General features: G+C 54.6%; 21 protein-coding genes. 15 read left to right on the top strand and 6 right to left on the bottom strand.

The features are described 5' to 3' along the window. Window positions 1–276: 276 nt before the first annotated feature. The 7 genes from WA429_RS02540 (at window position 277) to moaE (ending at window position 7,551) form a co-directional block, all read left to right on the top strand. Entirely contained in the window at window positions 277–1,239 is a 963-nt protein-coding gene (locus tag WA429_RS02540) for a calcium/sodium antiporter (RefSeq protein ID WP_287464352.1), read from the top strand. A gap of 47 nt (window positions 1,240–1,286) precedes the next feature. Continuing rightward, complete coding sequence (locus WA429_RS02545; RefSeq protein WP_287464351.1) at window positions 1,287–2,057, top strand: SDR family oxidoreductase; 771 nt, start codon at window positions 1,287–1,289, stop codon at window positions 2,055–2,057. Between the two features lie 87 nt (window positions 2,058–2,144). Then, complete coding sequence (gene folB / locus WA429_RS02550) at window positions 2,145–2,585, top strand: dihydroneopterin aldolase (protein WP_101245358.1); 441 nt, start codon at window positions 2,145–2,147, stop codon at window positions 2,583–2,585. Between the two features lie 439 nt (window positions 2,586–3,024). Continuing rightward, window positions 3,025–4,962 carry an excinuclease ABC subunit UvrC gene (gene uvrC, locus WA429_RS02555; RefSeq protein WP_287464350.1) on the top strand — a complete coding sequence of 646 codons (1,938 nt, stop codon included), beginning with the start codon at window positions 3,025–3,027 and terminating at the stop codon, window positions 4,960–4,962. Between the two features lie 159 nt (window positions 4,963–5,121). Beyond that, entirely contained in the window at window positions 5,122–6,372 is a 1,251-nt protein-coding gene (locus WA429_RS02560) for a uracil-xanthine permease family protein (RefSeq protein WP_287464349.1), read from the top strand. 150 nt (window positions 6,373–6,522) lie between these two features. Further along, window positions 6,523–7,074, top strand: coding sequence for a CDP-diacylglycerol--glycerol-3-phosphate 3-phosphatidyltransferase (pgsA, locus tag WA429_RS02565; protein ID WP_101245361.1), 552 nt, complete (start codon window positions 6,523–6,525; stop codon window positions 7,072–7,074). 24 nt (window positions 7,075–7,098) lie between these two features. Beyond that, a complete protein-coding gene (gene moaE, locus WA429_RS02570) occupies window positions 7,099–7,551 on the top strand; it encodes a molybdopterin synthase catalytic subunit MoaE (protein ID WP_101245362.1) in 453 nt (150 codons plus the stop codon). A 24-nt stretch (window positions 7,552–7,575) separates the two neighbouring features. Here the strand turns inward: moaE and WA429_RS02575 are convergent, their stop codons facing one another. The 4 genes from WA429_RS02575 to metX all read right to left on the bottom strand — a co-directional run bounded on the left by WA429_RS02575 (window position 7,576) and on the right by metX (window position 10,611). Next, window positions 7,576–7,863 carry a hypothetical protein gene (locus tag WA429_RS02575; protein ID WP_287464348.1) on the bottom strand — a complete coding sequence of 96 codons (288 nt, stop codon included), beginning with the start codon at window positions 7,861–7,863 and terminating at the stop codon, window positions 7,576–7,578. 16 nt (window positions 7,864–7,879) lie between these two features. Beyond that, window positions 7,880–8,722 carry a hypothetical protein gene (locus tag WA429_RS02580; protein ID WP_286887370.1) on the bottom strand — a complete coding sequence of 281 codons (843 nt, stop codon included), beginning with the start codon at window positions 8,720–8,722 and terminating at the stop codon, window positions 7,880–7,882. Between the two features lie 120 nt (window positions 8,723–8,842). Next, window positions 8,843–9,499, bottom strand: coding sequence for a methionine biosynthesis protein MetW (gene metW / locus WA429_RS02585; protein ID WP_101245365.1), 657 nt, complete (start codon window positions 9,497–9,499; stop codon window positions 8,843–8,845). A 2-nt stretch (window positions 9,500–9,501) separates the two neighbouring features. Beyond that, complete coding sequence (gene metX / locus WA429_RS02590) at window positions 9,502–10,611, bottom strand: homoserine O-acetyltransferase MetX (protein WP_287464799.1); 1,110 nt, start codon at window positions 10,609–10,611, stop codon at window positions 9,502–9,504. Between the two features lie 237 nt (window positions 10,612–10,848). On the opposite strand from metX, the gene WA429_RS02595 reads away from it, so the two are divergent. The 4 genes from WA429_RS02595 (at window position 10,849) to WA429_RS02610 (ending at window position 14,826) form a co-directional block, all read left to right on the top strand. Continuing rightward, window positions 10,849–11,742, top strand: a complete 894-nt coding sequence (locus WA429_RS02595) for a chorismate mutase (RefSeq protein ID WP_101245366.1) — start codon at window positions 10,849–10,851, stop codon at window positions 11,740–11,742. Window positions 11,743–11,795: 53 nt separating this feature from the next. Beyond that, the gene (gene hisC, locus WA429_RS02600; protein WP_101245367.1) at window positions 11,796–12,893 is read left to right on the top strand and encodes a histidinol-phosphate transaminase; all 1,098 of its coding nucleotides are present in this window, start codon (window positions 11,796–11,798) and stop codon (window positions 12,891–12,893) included. Between the two features lies 1 nt (window position 12,894). Then, the gene (locus WA429_RS02605) at window positions 12,895–13,860 is read left to right on the top strand and encodes a prephenate/arogenate dehydrogenase family protein (RefSeq protein ID WP_287464347.1); all 966 of its coding nucleotides are present in this window, start codon (window positions 12,895–12,897) and stop codon (window positions 13,858–13,860) included. 84 nt (window positions 13,861–13,944) lie between these two features. Beyond that, on the top strand, window positions 13,945–14,826 hold the full coding sequence (locus WA429_RS02610; protein WP_287464346.1) for a DMT family transporter: 882 nt from the start codon (window positions 13,945–13,947) through the stop codon (window positions 14,824–14,826). Window positions 14,827–14,831: 5 nt separating this feature from the next. Here WA429_RS02610 and WA429_RS02615 read toward each other — a convergent pair whose 3' ends face one another. Continuing rightward, window positions 14,832–15,287, bottom strand: coding sequence for a GAF domain-containing protein (locus WA429_RS02615; RefSeq protein WP_287464345.1), 456 nt, complete (start codon window positions 15,285–15,287; stop codon window positions 14,832–14,834). Window positions 15,288–15,323: 36 nt separating this feature from the next. Then, the gene (locus tag WA429_RS02620) at window positions 15,324–17,015 is read right to left on the bottom strand and encodes a gamma-glutamyltransferase family protein (RefSeq protein WP_287464344.1); all 1,692 of its coding nucleotides are present in this window, start codon (window positions 17,013–17,015) and stop codon (window positions 15,324–15,326) included. Window positions 17,016–17,149: 134 nt separating this feature from the next. Between WA429_RS02620 and WA429_RS02625 the strand changes: the two genes are divergently transcribed. Genes WA429_RS02625 through WA429_RS02640 form a run of 4 tightly spaced genes read left to right on the top strand, consistent with a single transcriptional unit; the run spans window position 17,150 to window position 21,148 of the window. Further along, window positions 17,150–17,944, top strand: coding sequence for a GntR family transcriptional regulator (locus tag WA429_RS02625; RefSeq protein ID WP_287464343.1), 795 nt, complete (start codon window positions 17,150–17,152; stop codon window positions 17,942–17,944). A 43-nt stretch (window positions 17,945–17,987) separates the two neighbouring features. Beyond that, window positions 17,988–18,929, top strand: a complete 942-nt coding sequence (locus tag WA429_RS02630) for a tripartite tricarboxylate transporter substrate binding protein (protein ID WP_206926744.1) — start codon at window positions 17,988–17,990, stop codon at window positions 18,927–18,929. Further along, entirely contained in the window at window positions 18,926–19,540 is a 615-nt protein-coding gene (locus WA429_RS02635) for a hypothetical protein (RefSeq protein ID WP_101245372.1), read from the top strand. Before WA429_RS02630 ends, WA429_RS02635 begins: the two co-directional genes overlap by 4 nt. Before the next feature lie 9 nt (window positions 19,541–19,549). Beyond that, window positions 19,550–21,148 (top strand): tripartite tricarboxylate transporter permease, encoded by a 1,599-nt coding sequence (locus WA429_RS02640; RefSeq protein WP_287464342.1) that lies wholly within the window; start codon window positions 19,550–19,552, stop codon window positions 21,146–21,148. Window positions 21,149–21,311: the final 163 nt, after the last annotated feature.

The raw sequence follows: 21,311 nt of genomic DNA on the forward strand, positions 1-21,311 counted from the left end.
AGATAAATATTTGAAAACAACGAGATGATCAGGATAGCGGAATTGAACGGTATCGTCCTGTGGAAATTTGACGATGCCAAGGCAATTAACCCGTACCGGTTTGATCTGTTTCAAGGCTTGTCTTGTTGGTTTGACCTAATGCGCCGGGCGGGGAATTCAATTGTGTGCTGTGAAAATTGTCATGCCCTGATGACTTGCCAATCCCGGTGCCAGATGCCATGTTCCGCGGGCCTGATCAGGTCCATATAATTGACACCCAATAAGAGCAAACGCGTCTTGGAACAGCTTATCCCCTATCTTCAGATTATCGCCGGTCTTGTCCTGTTGACGGCTGGTGGCGAATTTATCGTGCGTGGTGCCGTTGGATTGGCTCTTTTGCTTGGGGTGTCAAAAGTCATTGTCGGTTTGACGATCGTTGCGGCCGGGACATCGGCGCCGGAATTTGTCGTGTCATTGAACGCATCGCTCAAAGGAACGGCCGATATTGCGATGGGCAATGTGGTCGGTTCCAATATTGCCAATATCCTGCTGATCCTCGGTGCGGTTGCGGTGCTTAAACCGGTTGCGGCAGGACGCATCACGGTTGTTCGCGATGGCGGCACCATGCTGCTGGGCACCGTTTTGTTCATCGCACTTTGCATGTTCGGGGCGATTGACCGGTGGGCCGGGGCCCTGATGCTGTGTGTGTTGGCGGCTATCTGGTATTTCACCTACAAGCATGACAAAAACATGCCCAGCGAAGCCAGCCATTTGCATGAAGAAGAAGTCGATGAAGTTGGCGAGGTGCCCAAAGGTTGGGCCAAGCCGCTTGCGGCAACCCTGATCGGGATTGTCGCACTGATGTTCGGGGCGGAATGGCTTGTTGACGGTGGCGTTGCCGTTGCCCGGCAGTTCGGTGTTTCCGAGGCCGTTATCGGTTTGACGCTGGTTGCGTTCGGAACGTCATTGCCCGAACTTGCGGCATCTGTGGTCGCGGCATTCCGTGGTCATTCAGACGTTGCACTTGGCAACGTGCTGGGTTCGAACCTTTTGAACCTTCTGGTGATTATTGGCGGGGTGTCGCTTATTGCGCCAATTCCGGTGCCGGAACAGATTTTGAATTCCGATTTGTGGATCATGCTGGCGGTAACCGTCGGGTTGCTTGCTGTTGCCTATGCGTTTCGCAAAATTTCGCGCGTTACCGGAAGTGCATTTGTGATTGCCTATTTGGTTTATGTCTTCCAACTTGTAGCAGCCTGAAGACCGGCTTGGTTGAATTGACAGACGCATAAAGGGATCCGCAGAAAATGACTGCACAGGTGCCCAAAAACGTTTTGATTACAGGTGCAGCTAAACGCATCGGTCGGGCCCTGTCGCTTGATCTGGCGCGAAATGGCTATGATGTAGCGCTGCACTGTCATCATTCGCGCAAGGATGCCGAAAGCCTGGCCGAGGAAATCCGTGCATTTGGCCGACGCGCCTGTGTGATTTCCGCCGATCTCGCCAACGAAGAAGACACCCACCGGATTGTGCGCGAAGCACAGGCGGCCTTGGGGCCGATTGCGGTTCTGATCAATAATGCGTCGACATTTGAATATGATGACATTCAATCGGCCACCCGCGAAAGCTGGGACCTCCATATGGAGGCCAATCTGCGGGCGCCGTTTGTTCTGTCACAGGAATTTGCCAAACGCCTGCCCGACGATGTCAAAGGCCTGATCGTCAATATTATCGATCAGCGGGTCTGGAATCTGAACCCGCATTTCGTGACCTATACATTGTCAAAGGCCGGGTTGTGGACCTTGACCCAGACCCTTGCACTGGCATTGGCGCCGAAAATTCGTGTTAATGCGATCGGGCCGGGTCCGGCTTTGCCTAGTAGCCGACAAACACAGGACATTTTCGATCAGCAGTGCGAGAAAACCCCGCTTAAAGTCGGGACAAACCCGCAAGAGATTTGCGACGCGGTTCGATTTTTCCTTGCCGCGCCTGCCATCACCGGGCAAATGTTAGCCCTTGACGGCGGGCAGCACCTTGATTGGGCGCCCAGTGGCAATAATGACAAGCCAATCGAATGATGTCAGGCATGATGGTCTGACATCGGCCGGACGGGGAGGGCAGCACAAGGCGCCCATACCCAAAAGCAGCACAAGGAAGACCCGACTATGACCGCAGGCCTGAAACAGGATGCCAAAATTACGACATTGCCTTTTGCCGATCTGCCCCATGCAGACCGGGCCGGCAGCCTGCGCCGTGTCTTTGTGCGCGATATGGTCATTCATACCTCGATCGGTGTTTATGACCATGAGAAGGAAGCCCCGCAACGGGTCCGGATCAATCTTGATCTGGCAGTCCTCGAAGGGGACGGGGTTCAGAATGACGATATCACCACGGTCCTGAGCTACGAGGATCTTGTGGTTGGGACCCGACGCATCTGCCAGGATGGTCATGTGAACCTTGTGGAAACCCTTGGGGAAAAACTTGCGGATATGTGCCTTGCTGATCCGCGCGTGCGCAAGGTGATCGTCCGGGTTGAAAAGCTCGACGTTTTTGAAGACGTCTCGGCGGTCGGGGTCGAAATCGAACGGCACAATATCGCGCGTTGATTTACGCCCGATTTCGTTAAAAAATTTACTTTTTCAAACCGGCGGACCAAGGGACTCTGTGATTCCCTTGGGGCGAATCGCAGCAGTCCTTATGCACAAGCATTTGGCGAGATGGAATCAAAGGAAAATATTCGATTTTTACGGCTGTATTACCGAATGATTTCATGTTGACAGTTATTTTTGATATATAAATCAATGACTTAACTGTTTTGCTCAATATTTGGGCACTTCACAGAAAGTTAAGACTCTCAAGGGGTGCAGGAAGAAGCCCCCCTATTACCCACATAGTTATCCACAGTCTTGGTGGACATCTTTTTTCCGCCACGATTCCCTGACGCGGTGTTGCGATGTTAATCTTTTCGGCTATGTTCCAAAGCCCGGCCAGATTGTGACGGCCGTCACAACTTTGGATGTATTTGTCTGATTGCGGAGTGCCTTTATGAAGCCTGATGCCCCCTCCGAAAACCCGAACGGGGAAGCTGCCCCGGGGCGGGAAATCGGTTTGTCCCTTGAAGGTGACGAAAACCGGGGCGGGGCCGCGCGTGGTGTCGAGGCAATCAAATACGCCCTGAAAACCATGCCGGGTGCACCGGGCGTTTACCGGATGCTCGATGACAAGGACCGGGTACTTTATGTCGGCAAGGCCAAGAACCTTAAAAAGCGTGTGGTGGCCTATACCCGCATCATGCAATTGCCGATCCGGATTGCCCGTATGGTCGCCCAGACGGTCCGGATGGAAATCATCACCACTCATACCGAGGCCGAAGCCCTTCTTCTTGAATCCAACCTGATCAAGAAGCTCAAGCCGCGTTACAACATTCTTTTGCGAGATGACAAAAGCTTTCCCTATATCCTGATCACCGAAGATCATGATTACCCGCGCATCGTCAAACATCGCGGGGCACGCGCCAAGGATGGCAGCTGTTTTGGGCCTTTTGCGTCTGCCTGGGCGGTGAACAATACGATCAACCATTTGCAGCGCGCATTCCTGTTGCGGTCCTGTACCGATGCGGTTTTCTCGAACCGGTCGCGCCCGTGTTTGCTGTATCAAATCAAACGGTGTGCAGCACCCTGTGTCGACCGCATATCCAAGCCGGAATATGACGGGCTTGTTGATATCTGCCGTGACTTCCTGACCGGCCGCAGCCAGAAAATCCTCAAGCAGCTTGAAGCTGATATGATGGCGGCGTCCGAGCGCATGGAATTCGAACAGGCCGCGATGTATCGCGACCGCATCCGGGCATTAAGCCAGATCAGATCGCACCAAGACATCAATCTTGAAGGCGTCGAGGAAGCAGACGTCATTGCCCTGCATCAGGAAGGCGGACAAAGCTGTGTGCAGGTGTTCTTTTTCCGGTCTGGATCAAACTATGGCAACCGGTCCTATTTTCCGCGCCATGAACAGTCTGCGGAAATTCCCGAAATCCTGTCGGCCTTTGTCGGGCAGTTCTATGCCGATAAGCCCGCACCCAAACAGATTTTCCTGTCTCACGAGATCGAAGGCCAGGAACTGGTCGAAAATGCACTGGGCATCAATAACAACCGCAAGATCGAGTTGCTGGTGCCCAAACGGGGCGGCAAACGCAAACTGGTCGAGCATGCCCTGACCAACGCCAAGGATGCGCTGGGACGCCGTCTTGCCGAAAGTGCAACACAGCGCAAGCTGCTTGAAGACCTTGCTGACAAGCTTGATCTGGAAAGCACGCCCGAACGGATCGAGGTTTACGATAACTCCCACACTCAGGGGACCAACATGGTGGGCGGGATGATTGTGGCCGGACCGGAAGGCTTTATGAAAAACGCCTATCGCAAATTCAACATCAAGGGCGACATCGCACCGGGTGATGACTTTGCCATGATGCGCGAAGTTCTGACCCGTCGGTTTGCACGCGCCCAAAAAGAAGACCCGGATCGTGAAAATGGCACCTGGCCGGACCTGTGTCTGCTTGACGGTGGTTTGGGGCAGCTTGGCGTTGCGCGCGAGGTCCTCGAAGATCTTGGCATCGAAGATGTGATGCTGGTTGGTGTCGCCAAGGGTGTTGATCGAAATGCCGGTAAGGAAGTTCTTCACATCCCGGGCAAGGCACCGGTACGTCTTGATATGAAAGACCCGGTTCTTTATTTCATCCAGCGCCTGCGCGACGAAGCGCACCGTTGGGCGATCGGAACCCACCGGGCAAAACGGGCCAAGCAGATCGGCAAAAGTGTTCTGGATTCGGTTCCGGGTGTTGGTGGTGCGCGCAAAAAGGCGCTTTTGCATCGTTTCGGATCGGCCCGCGGGGTTGCCGATGCCGGTCTTTCGGATCTTGAGGCAGTCGAGGGCATCAGTGCCGCCCTGGCGCGAAAGATCTACGATCATTTCCACGAAAATGACTGATAACCTGTTGCTGATGTCTTGCTTTTTGGCGGCAGGCGGGTAATACCCCGTGTGCATATTGCCGTCCCGGCAGCGCGCTTTTGTGCGATCAACGATCTCAGCTTAAGGAAACAAATGCGATATTTTCCTTCCTGGTCTTTGACCCGGTCTTCAACAGTCATGCCTGATGAACGTCTGCCGTGGGGTGAGATGTTCCCGATGGGATTGCAGCATCTTGTTGCCATGTCTGGTGCCACAATTCTTGGCCCGCTTCTGATGGGATTTGATCCCAATCTGGCCATTCTGTTTTCCGGTATCGGAACCCTGATTTTCTTCATCTGTACTGCCGGTCGGGTGCCAAGTTATCTGGGCTCGTCCTTTGCGTTTATCGCGGTTGTCATTGCTGCGACGGGATATGCGGGGACCGGTCCGAACCCCGATATCGGGGGCGCGCTTGGTGGTATCATTGCAGCCGGGGCGCTTTATGTCGCCATCGGTCTGGTTGTTATGGCAACCGGGACCGGGTGGGTTGAAAAACTGATGCCGCCTGCGGTGACAGGTGCCGTCGGTGCGGCCATTGGCTTGAACCTTGCGCCAGTGGGGATCAGTGGCATCACAGGTGACAATATGCACATGCTGGTGGCGCTTCTGACCCTGTTGTCGGTTGCTGCTGTTTCTGTCTATGCACCTGTTGCGTTGCGCCGTATTTCGATTCTGGTCGGTATTTTGGCGGGTTATGGACTGGTTCTTGTTCTGGGGAATGGTCTGGGACTGATGCCGGGTGTTGATTTTTCTGGTCTTGCGCACGCCGCCTGGTTTGGCATGCCGGATTTCGTCGCACCGCGTTTTGAAAGTTCCGCCATGGTCATGATCGCACCGGTGGCCTTCATTTTGGTGGCTGAAAACCTTGGTCATATCAAGGCAATCGGCGGCATGACCAAACAGAATATGGATCGTTATATCGGCCGCGGTTTTGTTGGCGACGGCTTGGCGACCATGCTGGCTGGCTCGGGCGGTGGCACGGGTGTGACCACCTATGTTGAAAATATGGGTGTCATGGCGGTCACACGCGTTTTCTCGACCCTGATTTTCGTCATTGCAGCGGTGATTGCCATTTTGCTTGGGTTCTCTCCGAAATTCGGGGCATTGCTGCACACAATTCCGGCACCGGTTCTGGGCGGGCTTGGTGTGGCTGTGTTCGGACTGATTGCCGCAGCAATGGTCCGTTTGTGGGTTGATAACCAAGTTGATTTTTCTGATCCGCGCAACCTGTTTACGGTTGGTATTACCCTGATTTTCGGTGGTGGCGACTTTACCGTGACGTTCGGTGGTTTTGCGATTGGCGGGATTGGAACGGCTACTCTGGCTGCGATCATTCTTTATCAGGTCCTGAGCATCGGCCGGAAAAAGAAAGACGCCATAGCCGCTTAGGTAAATGACTTGGGCCGTGTCTCAGTTTTATGGCCATTGAACACGGCCCTTGTCGTCATGGACCCAAGGCTTTAATAATTGCGCGGCTTCGGGGTGCAAATCCCTCTGGCCGGAAATTGTCGCCCTAAATACCCGCAAACAGGCCTGTTCATGAAAAACCAGATTCCCAATCTGCTGACCTTGTCGCGCATCATCGTGATCCCGGCACTGGTCGCATCGTTTTACATTGACGGCCCGGTTGGCAACTGGATCGGTTTTGCGCTGTTTGCCTTTGCCGGGGTGACCGATTTCTTTGACGGTTATCTGGCGCGCAGCATGAATGTGGTTTCTCCGCTTGGCCGGTTCCTTGATCCGATTGCGGACAAGTTACTGGTGGCTGCAGCCCTTATGATGATGGTGGCGTTTGAACGCATTGCCGGTCTTGCGGTATTGCCGGCTGTCGTGATCATGTGCCGCGAAATCATGGTTTCGGGCTTGCGCGAACATCTTGCCGAACTGAAGGTGCCGCTTCCGGTGACGGTGCTTGCCAAATGGAAAACAACCGCCCAAATTCTGGCGATCGGCTTTCTTCTGGTCGGGGATGCGTCGCCCGATATGATCCCGTCGATCCTGATTGGTGATATCTTGCTGTGGATTGCGGGGATTGTGACGGTTCAGACCGGCTATATCTATTTGCGGACCGGGCTTAAGCATCTCGACTGAGTTTCGAATTACCGGACTGGGGCCATGTCGCGCGTTTCTGTTCAACAACATGATTTTGACCCGGGGGCAGAACTGTCTGCACTGACCGATGGTCGCACCGACATCGGGGCTGCTGTCAGTTTTGTCGGACTGGTACGTGATCTTCATGGCGATGATCGGGTATCAAGCCTGACGCTGGATCATTATCCCGGCATGACAGAACGCGAACTTGAAAAAATCGCGGACGAAGCATCACAACGCTGGCCGCTTGATGATGTTCGCATTGTTCATCGTTTCGGCAAAATGCTGCCAGGCGATCGCATCGTGCTCGTCATCACCTTGTCCGCACATCGACGTGCCGCGTTCGAGGCCTGCGATTTCATTATGGATTTCCTGAAAACCCGGGCACCATTCTGGAAACGTGAAGAAACGCCAGAAGGTGAAAAATGGGTCACCGCAAAGGCATCGGACGACGCCGATGCCGATCGGTGGAACTGAGGCCAGGTCGCCCCTTAAGACCCATCAGACGAATTTCAAAATCAGCGCCACCATCGATGACAAGGCGGTTTGCAGCGTGGCTGCATCATTTACCTTGTTCCGCAAATCCTGCATGGCGGCGACATCCTGATCGCTTACGGTAATGGTACCTTGCAGCTGCTTGGTGCGCAGGGTGACAATCAGTTCCGCAGCCTGATCAAGTTTGGGTTTGGTGGCGATCTTTTGATCAATGCTTGCGGATTGGTAGGTCACCAATGCCTGTTGATAGGCCTGTTCGGCGGCTGAGATCAGGGTGTCGATATTCTCGGTCATGTGATGATCCCCGGCTTTACTGTGTTGCAGTTTCAAGCAGGCCCGTGCCCTGCGTGACAAGTTCTTGCGGACTGAGCTTGTTGATCTGATCGGCAAGGGTGATGCCCTGTTCAACAGCCCCGATCAGGGATGCGACATCCAGTCTGGCGTAATTGTCGATCTGTCCCTGCAATTTGTCGCCAAGTTTTGTCGCAGTCAAAAATGCCCGCAAAGTTTTGGACTGCATTGCCTGTTCTTCTGCCAGAAGGCCTTGCCAGCGTTGCCACCAGATCTGGTATTCCAGGTCGCGCGCTTCGGGGTCGTTGCTGTCATCCGTTCGGAATGTATTAAGCTCTGCGATCAGTGTGCTGCGTCTTGTCAGATATGTCGGCGGATTGCGCGCAAAATCACTGGTGATGGTTGCCAGTTGCGTGCGCAGCTTTTCCAGTATCGGTCCCGATTGGGTAACAGCAGATGTACCAAGTGCGGAACCGGCTTCGATATTGTCAAAGATGGCGACGAATTGCTGATACTGATTGCGCAGATCACGAAGCGTTGCTGTCCATTGATCGCGCACGGTCGGGGATATCTTGACCGCATCCGGATCCAGAAGTGTTTCGATATTTGATGGTGTGACAGGCCCGGTGAATGCAGCCATGTTGCGCACAAATTCATCACGCTGTGCATCCGCCGATTTGGGGAAGGGGGCAAACTGGGCACTGAAGGCGGCATCATATCCGTCAAAGGCGGTTTCGGTTGCCGTGCCAAACTGTGTGACCGAAAGTTTGAGTGTCTCGGCCTTCTGGCTGCATGCGGCAAGCAGACCGATGACGGTGACAAGGGCACCGTTACGAATGATGCGTTTGAATGTGCAAAACATCTTTTGTCCCCGCGATGAATTTGATGGTCATCAGACGCGGACAGACCGGGTTTGTGATGCAAAACAAAACGCCGCAACAGCAATTGCGGCGTTTGTCAGATCGGAAACAGGAAAGATAGGCTATTTGCTCAGCATGAACAGGGCCTGATTGCCAAAGAAATTGGCAAAGCCCGAATGACTGTCCATTGAAACACGCGATCCGCTTTCATTCAGAACCATTGATCGTTCGATCTTGAGATTCATTTCATTACACAAGGCGACAAAGTCCCGTACGGTGCAGAAATGGATGTTTGGCGTTTCATACCACATGATCGGAAGGTTCGGGTTTTGCGGCATCCGACCGCGGAACATCAGGTCAAACCGCGCACGCCAATGTCCGAAATTCGGAAAGGACACAATCGCCTTGTTGCCGATACGCAGCAATTCCGACAGGACTTCTTTCGGGCGATGGGTGGCCTGAAGGGTCTGGCTGAGGATCGCGTAATCGAACGCGCCATCCGGATAATCGCCAAGATCGCGATCCGCATCCCCCTGCATCACAGGAAGCCCCTGTGCGACGCAATTGCGCACCCCTTCGTTGGAAAGTTCAAGACCGCGGCCATCGACATTTTTGGTACGGGTCAAATAGCCAAGAAGCTCCCCGTCACTGCACCCGATATCAAGAACACGTGTGCCGGGCTCGACCATGTCGGCGATCAGCTGAAGATCGACACGGATGCGGTCGCTATGTGCCGGAAGCGACGGGTTGCCGGCGGCATTTGAAACAGTATTGGTCATGATTATTTCAGTCCCCGGCTTTCGGCAGCACCATCGATAAAGCCGCTCAGAACCATGTGGAAATCGGGTTCATCAAGTAGGAAGGCATCATGGCCCTTGTCACTTTCGATCTCGACACAGCTGACATTACACGATGCCGCATTCAATGCATGGGCAAGGGTCCGGCTTTCAGCGGTGGTAAAGCACCAGTCGCTTGAGAACGAGATAACGCAGAACCGGGTTTTGCAGCCGGTAAAGGCCTCGGCGAGCCTGCCGTCATATTCTATCGACAGATCGAAGTAATCCATCGCACGGGTGATATAAAGGTAACTGTTGGCGTCAAATCGGTCGACAAAGCTTTTGCCCTGATGACGCAAATAGCTTTCGACCTGAAAATCATGGTCAAAACTGTATGTGATTGCGCCGCGGTTTTGAAGCTTGCGGCCGAATTTGCGATGCAGGGCCGGCTGTGACAGATAGGTGATATGTGCGGTCATGCGTGCAACGGCCAGACCACGCGCCGGTTTCTTGCCTTCGAGCAGATAATTGCCCCCGCACCAGTCCGGATCGGCCATGACGGCCTGACGACCGACTTCGTGGAAGGCGATATTTTGCGCGGAATGGCGGAATGATGTTGCAATCGGGGCTGCGGCAAAAACGCGCTCCGGATAGCTTTTGCACCATTCAAGGACCTGCATTCCGCCCATGGAACCGCCGATCACTGCAAACAACGTATCAATGCCCAGCGCATCAATCAGCATGGTCTGGGCGCGCACCATATCGGCAATCGTGATCACCGGGAAATCAAGCCCCCAAGGCTTACCGGTTTCCGGGTTGATATCCTTGGGACCCGTACTTCCAAGACAGCCGCCAATCACGTTGCTGCAAATCACGAAATATTTGTCGGTATCGATGATCTTGCCCGGCCCGACAATTTCACGCCACCAGCCTTCCTTGCCGGTAATCGGATGAACATCATCGGCAACATACTGATCCCCGGTCAGGGCATGACAGACCAGAATCGCGTTTGATTTATCGGCATTGAGTTCGCCATAGGTCTGATAAGCCAGCGTAAAGGGACCAAACTCGACACCGCTATCAAGGCGCAGCTTGTCCGTCTCTCCCAGAACCATATGATGGCCGGGGAGCGGCGGGCGCTTGTCTTTGTTAAGGGCGGTGTTCATGGACGTTGGTTTCCCTGTCATAACGTGACTTTTCGTTAAAACCCGGTTGTGTTTTTGCATTTGTTGCCGAGTTTGCAGAAAATTCGTTTGTTCTAGCTATGAAGCAGACCCGGTTTAGTCAATCTTTTCTTTGCAATTCGGCGGCCCTGTCCTAATACTGTGCGCCGTTCAAAAGAAGAGTAGATTATGGCGTCTGACGATAAAAATTTGGCAAATCTTGACCTTGATGGCTTGCGCGGCGAGATCGATGAAATCGATCAGGCGCTGCAATCGCTGATCATTCGGCGTACCAAAGTAGTCCAGGCCGTCGGGGCCTATAAGGACCGGGTGATTGCTGCTGGTGGCAAGGTCAAGGTGCCCTATCGTCCGGCCCGCGAAGCCCGCATCATGCGGACATTGGTCAATCGTCATGACGGGGCCTTTCCGAAATCGGCACTGATCCAGATCTGGCGCGAAATGATCGCGGCGGGCACAAGGCTTGAAGCGCCATATACGGTTGCATTGTGCCGTAACGCCGATGGTCAGGATTGCTGGGAACTTGCCCGCCTTAACTTTGGCTGTTTGAACGAAATTATCGAATTTGATACCCCGCGCGAAGCATTCGGTGCGCTTGAAGACGGCCGGGCGGCGGTGGGTGTGTTTCCCAAACCCGAATTTGGTGAAGCCATGCCGTGGTGGACGCTGCTGACGGATGATACGGCAGTCAAGGTCGTCTCCAAATTGCCATTTGGCGGTCGCCCGGTCGGGCGCGGCGAACAGACCGAGGGTTTTGTTCTTGCCGCGATTGATCTGGAAGACAGTGGTGATGACAGGACTCTGTTTGTTGTCAGCCTGTCGAAAGAAATATCGATGGATACGGTGCGCAAAAAAATTGCGGATGGTATCGACGGGGCGACAATCCTTGGCTTTTCTGACGATACGGTCGCAGATCGGCGTTTTGTTCTTGTTGATGTGCCGGGATTCTTTTGTAATCGCGCCGATGCGTTCGAGGACACACTCGCAAAACAGGGACTTGCCCCTGAAAGCTTGCGTGTGGTCGGTGCCTATGCGGTGCCGATTTCAGAAGACGCACTGAGTTAACAATTTTTGGCAGGCTGCCATTGGCTGCCGCTTCCTCTGGGAGAACCTAAGTTATGTCTGCGCCCACCCCCCGCCCCGGAATTCTTGATATCGCGCCCTACAAAGGCGGAAAATCCAGCTCTGCTGGTGCCCAGCGCGTGATCAAGCTGTCGTCCAACGAAGGTGCCCTTGGTCCAAGCCCCAAGGCAATGGAGGCCCTTCGCAATACCGCTGATCGTCTGCATCGTTATCCGGATGGTGGTTGTGATCTTTTGCGCAACAAGCTTGCCGAAAAATACGGCCTTGAAGTCGATCAGCTTGTTTGTGGTGCCGGTTCTGATGAATTGCTGACGCTTTTGATCCGTGCCTATGCCGGTCCGGGTGACGAGGTTCTTTATTCGCAGCACGGCTTTTTGATGTATCCGATTGCGGCAATGGGTGTTGGTGCAACCCCGGTCACCGCGCCGGAAACCAACATGACGACCGATGTCGATGCATTGCTTGGCGCTGTTACCGACAAAACCAAGATCGTCTTCGTTGCCAACCCGAACAACCCGACCGGGACCTATATCACCGATGCCGAGATGAAGCGTCTGCGTGATGGCCTGCGCGAAGATATCGTTCTTGTGGTTGATGCGGCCTATGCCGAATTCATGACCGGTCAGGAAGATTACAGCGCGGGCGAAGAACTGGTCAAAGCCGGCAACAACACCGTGATGACCCGGACATTCTCCAAGATTTATGGTCTTGGCGGCATTCGTCTGGGCTGGTGCTATGCGCCGCCGGCAATTGCCGATGTGTTGCAGCGCCTGCGCAATCCGTTCAACGTGCCGTTGCCGACCCAGGAAGCGGGCGTTGCGGCCCTTGATGATGATGATTTCGTCAATGAATGTGTACGCCACAATGCGGAAACGCTTGCCTGGTTCCGTGACGAGATTAATGCGATTGCAGGCCTTAAGGCACATCCGAGCTATGGCAACTTTGTCATGGTCGAATTCCCGGAAGTTGCTGGCAAGGATGCCGATGCCGCCAATGATTTCATGATGGCCCGTGGCGTGATCCCGCGCAAAATCGGTGCCTATGGTTTGCCGCAGATGCTTCGTGTTTCCATCGGCACGAAGGAAGAAATGGAAATCTGCCTTCAGACCATCAAAGACTTTGTGAACCAGTAAAATGACCAATACCGCATCCCAGCCGCTTTTTGATACTGTCGCCTTTATCGGTATGGGCCTGATCGGGTCCTCGATGGCGCGTCGCATCAAACGTGACGGCCTTGCCAACAAGATCACCTGTGCCGTGCGGTCTGAAAAGACCCGCGATCGCGTGCTTGAACTTGGCATCGCCGATGAAGCTTATTGTGACATCAAGGAAGCGGTCGTGGATGCGGATCTGGTGATGATCTGTGCGCCGGTCGGTGCCAACGAAGCCATTGGCGCACAGCTTACCGGTGCCTTGAAAAAGGGTGCGATTGTTTCTGACGTCGGATCGGTCAAGCAATCGGTCATTCGTGACATTGCACCGCATCTTGACGAAGGCGTGCATTTTGTTCCGGGCCATCCGCTTGCCGGGACCGAACATTCCGGTCCGGATTCAGGTTTTCCCGAATTGTTCGAGGAACGCTGGTGCATCCTGACCCCGATTGCGGGCGAACCCGAAAGTGCGACCCAAAAAGTCAAAGCCCTGTGGGAAGCCTGTGGCATGTATGTCGAATGCATGGATGCCGACCATCATGATCGCATTCTGGGGATCACATCGCATCTGCCGCATCTGATTGCCTACACCATCGTCGGTACGGCAACCGATCTTGAAGATGCCCTGCGTCAGGAAGTGATCAAGTTTTCCGCATCGGGTTTCCGTGATTTTACCCGTATTGCGGCATCCGATCCGACCATGTGGCGCGACGTGTTTCTGAACAACCGCGAAGCCGTGCTTGAAGTTCTTGGCCGTTTTCAGGAAGACCTGATGGCATTGCAGCGCGCCATCCGCTGGGGCGAGGGGGACAAACTGTTTGATCTGTTTACCCGCACGCGTGAAATCCGCCGTGGCATTGTCGATGCCGGACAGTATTTCACCAATTTCTCGGCCGAGGGTGAAAACCGCCAAAGCGACGAAAAGGGCAAGAAAAAGCCCACGGAATAATATCGAGACGGCCTGTTATTACAGGCCGTCATTCGGTTGGTGATGCGCCCCATTCTGCACCGCCCGCCGGTTAGAGGGGAAGTCATGTCTGCCACCAACCACCCGGCATTTGGCCGGATCATGCCGTTTGTCTTTGTGTTTCTCTGGAGCACCGGATTTGTCGGCGCCAAATTCGGCCTGCCATATGCCGATCCGTTTGTTTTCCTGTTTGTCCGGTTTGCGATTGTCATTTTGTTGATGGTGCCGGTTGTGATGCTGATGAAGGCAAGATGGCCGTCCTCCTGGCGGGAAGCATCGCATATCGGAACGGCCGGCGTTCTGGTGCATGGCATTTATCTGGGCGGCGTTTTCTGGGCGATTGATACCGGTTTGCCATCCGGCCTTGCCGCACTGATTGTCGGGTTGCAGCCCGTCGTCACGGCATCGGTTGTTGGCAGTCTTCTTGGCGAACGGGTTTCGATGCGCCAGTGGGGTGGACTGGTTCTTGGACTTGTCGGTGTGGCCCTTGTCCTTGTGCCCAAAATTGGCGATGGCATTGGCATTACCCCGTTTGGCATCGGGCTGGCCGTGATGGCCTTGCTGGGGATGACCGCCGGTACATTATATCAAAAGCGTTTCTGTACCGGCATGGACCTGATGAGCGGTACGGTCATTCAATATGTTGCCGCTGCGGCCTTTGTCGGTGTCGTCTCACTGTTCAAGGATGAGCTGACCGTCGAATGGAGCATGAATTTCATTCTGGCGATGGCGTGGCTTGTGCTGGTGCTGTCAATCGGTGCGATCATGTTATTGATGGTTCTGATCAAACAGGGCGAAGCAACCCGGGTCGCCAGCATGTTTTATCTTGTGCCGCCGACTGCTGCTTTCTTTGCGTGGGTTCTGTTTGATGAACATCTTGGTGCGCTCGGATTTGCCGGTTTCGGGGTTGCGGCACTTGGCGTTGCGCTGGTGATTATGAAACGCTAGGCCGGTCAGGCCAGTCTTGCTGCCAGGCAGGCGGCAAGAAGCTGGGCGATGGCTTGTTCCTGCACGCTAAACGGCTGTTGCGGGCGCAGGTAATTCATCGTGCCGACAACCTGTTCGCCCAAAATTACCGGGACATTCATAACCTGATCAAGACCCAGCCCAAGGATGGTTTCGTGGTCGGAGAATGCCCAGCGAATATCGTCAGCACCGCTGCCAAGATTGATGTGGCGATCTATCAGGACCTTTTGTCCCCACGGCGTGTCCTTTTTCGGTTTGCGACCGCCGACCGGGTAAATTTCGGGCATGGTTGACGCTATGCGTTCTACCTCGATCGTGGCGGGGTGGTAACGCATGGCGCTGTATAGTTCGTTTGGGATCGCGTTCGCACAAAGGTCGTGAAACGCTGTATCTGCCGTCGCCGGATCGGTCAGTTGCGCAAACAGTTCGGTCGGAATTTCCATGGTGCCTGTCTCCTGCGTGGTGGTGGCGCGAAGGGGTTAAGCGTTGACTGTTGCGGTGCCGGCACGGCGGGGATCGGCAAAGGCGGTCAGATTGCCGTGTTCATCAGACATGGCGACACAGATCCCGCCAGCCTTCCAGGTTTGTTGCGGCCAGGCTTCCATGTCATGACCGCGCGCTTGCAGTTCCGCGATCGCGGCATCCGGCAGGTCCTGTTCATAAAGAACCTTGTTCGGATAGGCGATGTGGGGGGCAAAGGAGCCGGGATAGGCATAACTTGAAACGCGCGGTTCCAGAATGGCTTCCTTCAGGCCTTTGCCGCGATCCATCATATGGATAAGAACCTGTGCCATTGCCTGGATCTGAATGTCACCGCCCGGGGTTCCCATTGCGATCCATGGTTTGCCATCTTTCAGGCCAAGGATCGGGTTGGGCGTAAGGCGCGGGCGTTTACCCGGTGCCAATGCATTCAGATGCCCCGGGATGGCGCGTGACTGTGACCCGCGCGACGATACGCTCAGTCCTGTGCCGGGAATGACCTGGGTGTCGGAGCTTGGGTCGCTTGGCGTGGCAGAAAACATGTTGCCGTCGCCATCAATCACACTGACATGTGACGTGTCGGCAGAACCGCGCGCATATTCGGGAGTTTCGCCGGCGTTATTGCGATACGCGGCATTGATGTGATCCATGTCGCCCGGGGCGGGCATCGGATCAGAACGGGTTTCTGATATCGTTGCCAGTCGTTGGGCAACAAAAGAGGCATCAAGCAGGGACGCCGGATCAACTTTCATGTAATCGGGGTCGGTGACAAAGGCTTCGCGGTCGGCGAAAACCCGTTTAAGCACCTCAAGCAGGAAATGCCGGTCAATATCGCCATCTGGCGTAAGAATCCGCTCCTTGCCAGCCTTTTCAAGCATGGTCAGTGTTTCAGCCATTGAAATGCCCTGACACCATGCCCCGCAACAGTAAATTTCGCTGCCGCGGAACTTCACCGGAAATGTTGTTTCTTCGCGCACTTCATAGGATGCCATGTCCTCCATGGTCAGAAGACCGCCATTTTCAGCATGGAATGCGGTGATGCGCTGGGCAATTTCACCTTCGTAAAACGCTGCCCTTGCCGCGGCTAATCCGGCTTTGCGGTCACCTTTGGCATTGCGTTCGGCATCGACCATGATTTGCAAACTGTTGGCGAGATCCGTCTGGACAAAGGTTTCGCCAACGACCGGCGGTTTGCCATTGGGCAGGAAAATCTCGGCTGTTGATTCAAATCGCTGATATTCGCGGTGGCGGGATTTAACGAATTCGGAAAGCAATTCGAACACCGGAAAACCGTCACGTGCTGCCTTGATCGCCGGGGCTGCCACATCACCAAAGCGCATGGTGCCAAATTCGGACAGGGCGCGAATCCAGGCGGCCGGGGCGGCGGGGACCACGGTACGCAAAATGCCCTCGGGCACGGAATCGCCGAAATTTTTGTGGAACCATTCGACATTGGCGGCTTTGGGCCAAACACCAACCCCGTCATAGCTTGTAATCCGTCCGGTTTTGCCATCGCGCAAAATGATCGGGGCAACACCGGCAACAGACACAAGTTCGGGGTGAACAACGCCAAGTGCCAGCCCCGCAGCAACGCCGGCATCGATGGCATTGCCGCCTGCGCGCAGCATTGTTTCCGCTGCTTCTGTGGCGATCGGGTGGCCTGTGGCAATGGCGAAGTTATTGGTACTCATAGGTTTTCCTTGAAGTCTTTCCAAAACAGCAAAGACGGGACGCAACGCGCCCAACCGCCGTTATCTTCATAACTGTTTCTATTCTTTAACTACGTAGTTGACAAGTCATAACTAGTTAGTTTTATGATTGTGTCATGAACAAGGAACGCACAACAAACGCACTGAAACGTGTGGCCGCAGAAATGGAAGCCGGTGATGCAAACAGCTCGCTTCCAAAATATGCGCGCCTTGCCGAAGCCTTTTACGGCTGTGTCCGTGATGGTCATTACCTGCCCGGTGATCCTTTGCCGAGCGAGACGGAACTGTGCGACGTCCTTCCGGTTGGTTTAAGCACCGTGCAAAAGGCGCTGGCGCAGCTGGTTGAGCAGGGCATCGTTGTGCGTCGGCGCAAACTCGGGACTTTTATTGCCGATTTCCGAAATCAGGTCCCCGAGGTGCACGTCTATCGGTTTCGCGATCCGGTTACGGGTGAAAACCTGTTGCCCTATACGCGGGGAATCTCGGTCGAAGAAGCCCATACCGAAGAACTCGGACCATTGGCCGCCGGCTTTGAAGGCGATCCGGTCGTGCGACTTGATCGTCTGGTCTGGATCGAGGGCGAACGCCCGGTATTCAGTTCCATTTTCCTGCGCAAGGCCCACGCCGAAGGACTGTCAGACCGTGGTGGTCTGAACAATTTTGACGGGGTTTCGGTCCACCGTCATCTCGCAGAAAAATTCAATCTGCCGACCTTGTCGGTCACACATCGCGTCACGGCGGACGAACTGTCTGCCAAGGCCTGCGCAAACCTTGATCTGGCGGCACCGCATGTTGGCCTGATCTGGGAAGCAACAGATCGCAGTTTCAACGAAAAACAAATTCTTGTGCAGCGTTTCGAACTGCCAAGGGGGCACCGTCCGATGGAAATCATCGAAGGAAAAAAATCGTAAAGATTTTGGAACCTATCACGTCTGGAGAACGAGGAGTTTGAGAATGAAAAAGGTACTGGCGGCAGCTGCAATGCTGGCCTTGAGCACCGGTTCGGCATTCGCCGCAGACTGGAAACCCGACGGACCAATCCGTCTTTGGATCGGTTATGGCGCAGGTGGCGGAACCGATGTTCAGGCCCGTATGCTGGCCAAGGAACTTGAACAGACCCGTGGCTGGATTCTGGTCCCGGAAAACAAATCCGGCGAAGATGGCGCTGTGATGTCTGCACAGCTCAAGAACGAGGCGCCCGATGGCCAGACTCTCGGCTTTGCCATCACCACGACCTATAACTTCGCGCCGATGAACAGCGACAATATCTCGCCCGAAGACTTCACCTATATCACCACCACTGCCGGTTCGCAGATGGCGGTATTGGCGCGGACTTCGTCGGGCTGGAAATCGCTTGATGACGTCAAAGCCGCCGCAGAAGCCGGGGAAACCCTTGTCTGGGCCAACTGGGGCACCCAGGTTGAAGCGGGTGCAGAAGTTATTGCACGTAAACTTGGCATCACTGTTAACCACCTGCGCACAGCAGGCGGCAAAGGTGCCCTGAACGCCGTTGTGGCCGAAGATGCCAACCTGTCCTGGGGCGGCGGTGTTCAGCGTCCGCTGGTCGAAGCTGGCGAACTGACCATTCTGTCGTCGGCCGAAAGCACCCATCTGGTGCAGGCCCCTGATACCCCGACCCTGAAAGAACAGGGTATCGACCTTGATCTTGGCTACAAATACATCATCGTTGCGCCGAAAGGCATGTCTGACGAAGTTCGCGACACCATCGCGGAAGCGGTTGCTGAAATCCTGAATAATCCGGAAAGTGAAACCCGGAAATTCATCGAAAAACAGTATCCGCCGGCACCGGTTATCGAAACCGGCGACGCATTGCGCAAAACCATCATTGATGGCTATGCCGCCAATGTCGAGATGATGAAAGCACTGGTAGAATGAGTGCTTCCCGTCTCGAAGCGCCAGAGAAAAAGGCGCGGTGGAACCTTTGGCTGGGGGTGGGGACACTTGTTTTCTGTGTTCTGTGCTTCACCGTCTGGTTTCCCAATGACATTCGGGGCGGCATTATCGAACGTACGATCTCCGGGCGGATTGCGCCCGGAGACTCCTTCTTTCCGGTGATCCTGGCCGGACTGATGATGCCGCTTGGCTTGTTGCTTACGCTTGGTCACTTTCGTCGCGGTCCGGACAATGCCGGGGAACCGACAGGTGAAATCACGGGCGCCAATATCTTTTTCCTGGTGCAGTTCCTGTTGCTGACTTTTGTCGGGTTGTTCTTCATGTCCAATACCGGCCCGGCGCTGGTATGGGCGTGGAACGGTCTTGGCCTTGGTGTCATTTCGTCTTATCGCGCGGTTTCCACCACATTCCCGATCAATGTCGCTGGCTTCTTCCTGGGCGGAATGGTGATTACCTGCGGCTTTGTTTTCATGACCCGGCATCGTCTGCGTTGGCGTGATGTGCTGATCTGTCTTTTGACCGTGCTGTTTTTGATTCTCGTCTTTAACGGCCTGCTCGAAGACGTGTCGCTGCCGCCCAACCGTAATCTTTAAGGAACGATCATGGAATTGGCGTTTCAATATATCGGGCTGGGCATCCATTCGGTGTTCTTTGATGCCGATGGACAGTTCTGGCTGATGCCGGTCCTGATGGTTCTGACCGGAATTATATCGGGGATCTTCTTTGGTGCCATTCCGGGGCTGAGCGGGCCATTTGCGCTTGCCCTTGCCTTGCCGGTTTTGACATCTGTTTTTGGCTATTCGAACGAAGCATTGCTGCCGGTTTTGGGCTGCCTTGTCGGTCTGATGAAGGGGGCGACGGTTGGCGGTGCTGTGCCGGCCATCCTGTTTAATACGCCAGGCACGCCCGATGCGTTCCTGACGACTGCTGACGGTTATCCGATGGCGCAAAAAGGTCAGGCCCGCAAGGCCATCCAGACCAGCCATTTTGCATCGGTCATGGGCGACAGCTTTTCCGACATCGTGCTGTTTGTAGCCGCACCTGTATTTGCGGTGGCGGTTGAACGTGTTCTTGACCTTCCGGAAAAGTCGGCCCTGATTATCCTGTCGCTTTGTTTCATGGCGGCCGTTGTCGGGAATGCTCCGCTTAAAGGATTGCTTGGCGGGCTTTTGGGGATGCTGCTGTCACTGGTTGGCACAACGCTTTCGGGGAATGGTGTGCGTCTGACCCTTGGCCTTGATGGTCTTGGTTCCGGCGTGCCTTTGACGTCGGCGGTCCTCGGCGTTCTGGTTCTTTCAGAAGTTCTGATCAGTGTCGAAGATATGTCGCGCGCCCGAAAGGCGCGTGAAAGCTTGCCCCAAACGCCTGAAATGGGGCCCTCGCTCACATGGGCGGAACGGTTGCGAATGATGCCGGCAATCCTGCGTTCGGCAAGCATCGGGACTGTCATCGGTGCCCTGCCGGGCATCGGGACCACCACGGCGGCAACGCTTTCCTATGACACGGCCAAGCGTCTTTCCAAAAAGCCCGACGAATTCGGCAAAGGCACGCCCGAAGGCGTGGTTGCAACCGAGGCCGCCAATTCCGCGGTATCGGGTGCCAACCTTATTCCGGTGATGAGCTTGGGCATTCCGGGGAATTTCGCGGCTGTGTTCCTGATCCTTGCGGTCGAGACGATTGGCGATTTCTCGTTTGGTCCATCGGTGTTCAAATTCACCGAGATCAAGGAAATTGACGGCTATGGCATGATCATGAACAAGGATCTGGTCATGGCATTCGGGCTGTTCACGCTGATGGTGATGGGCAATATCTTCAACTGGACCTTTGGCGGGTTTGTCATGCGCTTCCTGGTGCATATGGCCCGCATTCCCAAAGATATCGTCATGCCGCTGATCTTGCTTGTTTCGCTGACAGCTGCCTATGTTCAGGATGGCGGGTATCGTGGTTTGGGTACGGCACTGGTATTTGCCGTCATCGGTTATTTGATCAGACGACTTCAGGTTTCAACGTTGCCATTCGTGATCGGGTTCTTGTTGGCCCCGGCCCTTGAACAATTGATCCGCGGTGCATTCACCGCCAGTGGTGGTGATGCGCTCTTCCTTCTGAAATCGCCAATCGCGGTAATCATGCTGGGACTTTCCGGGTTCCTGATTGTGCGCATGGTTCTTCAGGGACGGCAAAAGGCGGCGTCACAAAGCTAGTTGGGATAACCTGGTCCCTATTTCAGCCCAAACATGGCACCCCGACCGGTGATTTGACCCGGTCGGGGTGTTTATATCTCGGGGCTGCTTTCAGGGTCGGCAAAGAAAGCCATTTCTTTTGTGCTCGGTTGTTTTCAAACAAGTCGAAAATGATTAGGGTCAC

The organism is Thalassospira sp. CH_XMU1420-2, assembly GCF_037029325.1.
GTDB lineage: Bacteria > Pseudomonadota > Alphaproteobacteria > Rhodospirillales > Thalassospiraceae > Thalassospira > Thalassospira povalilytica.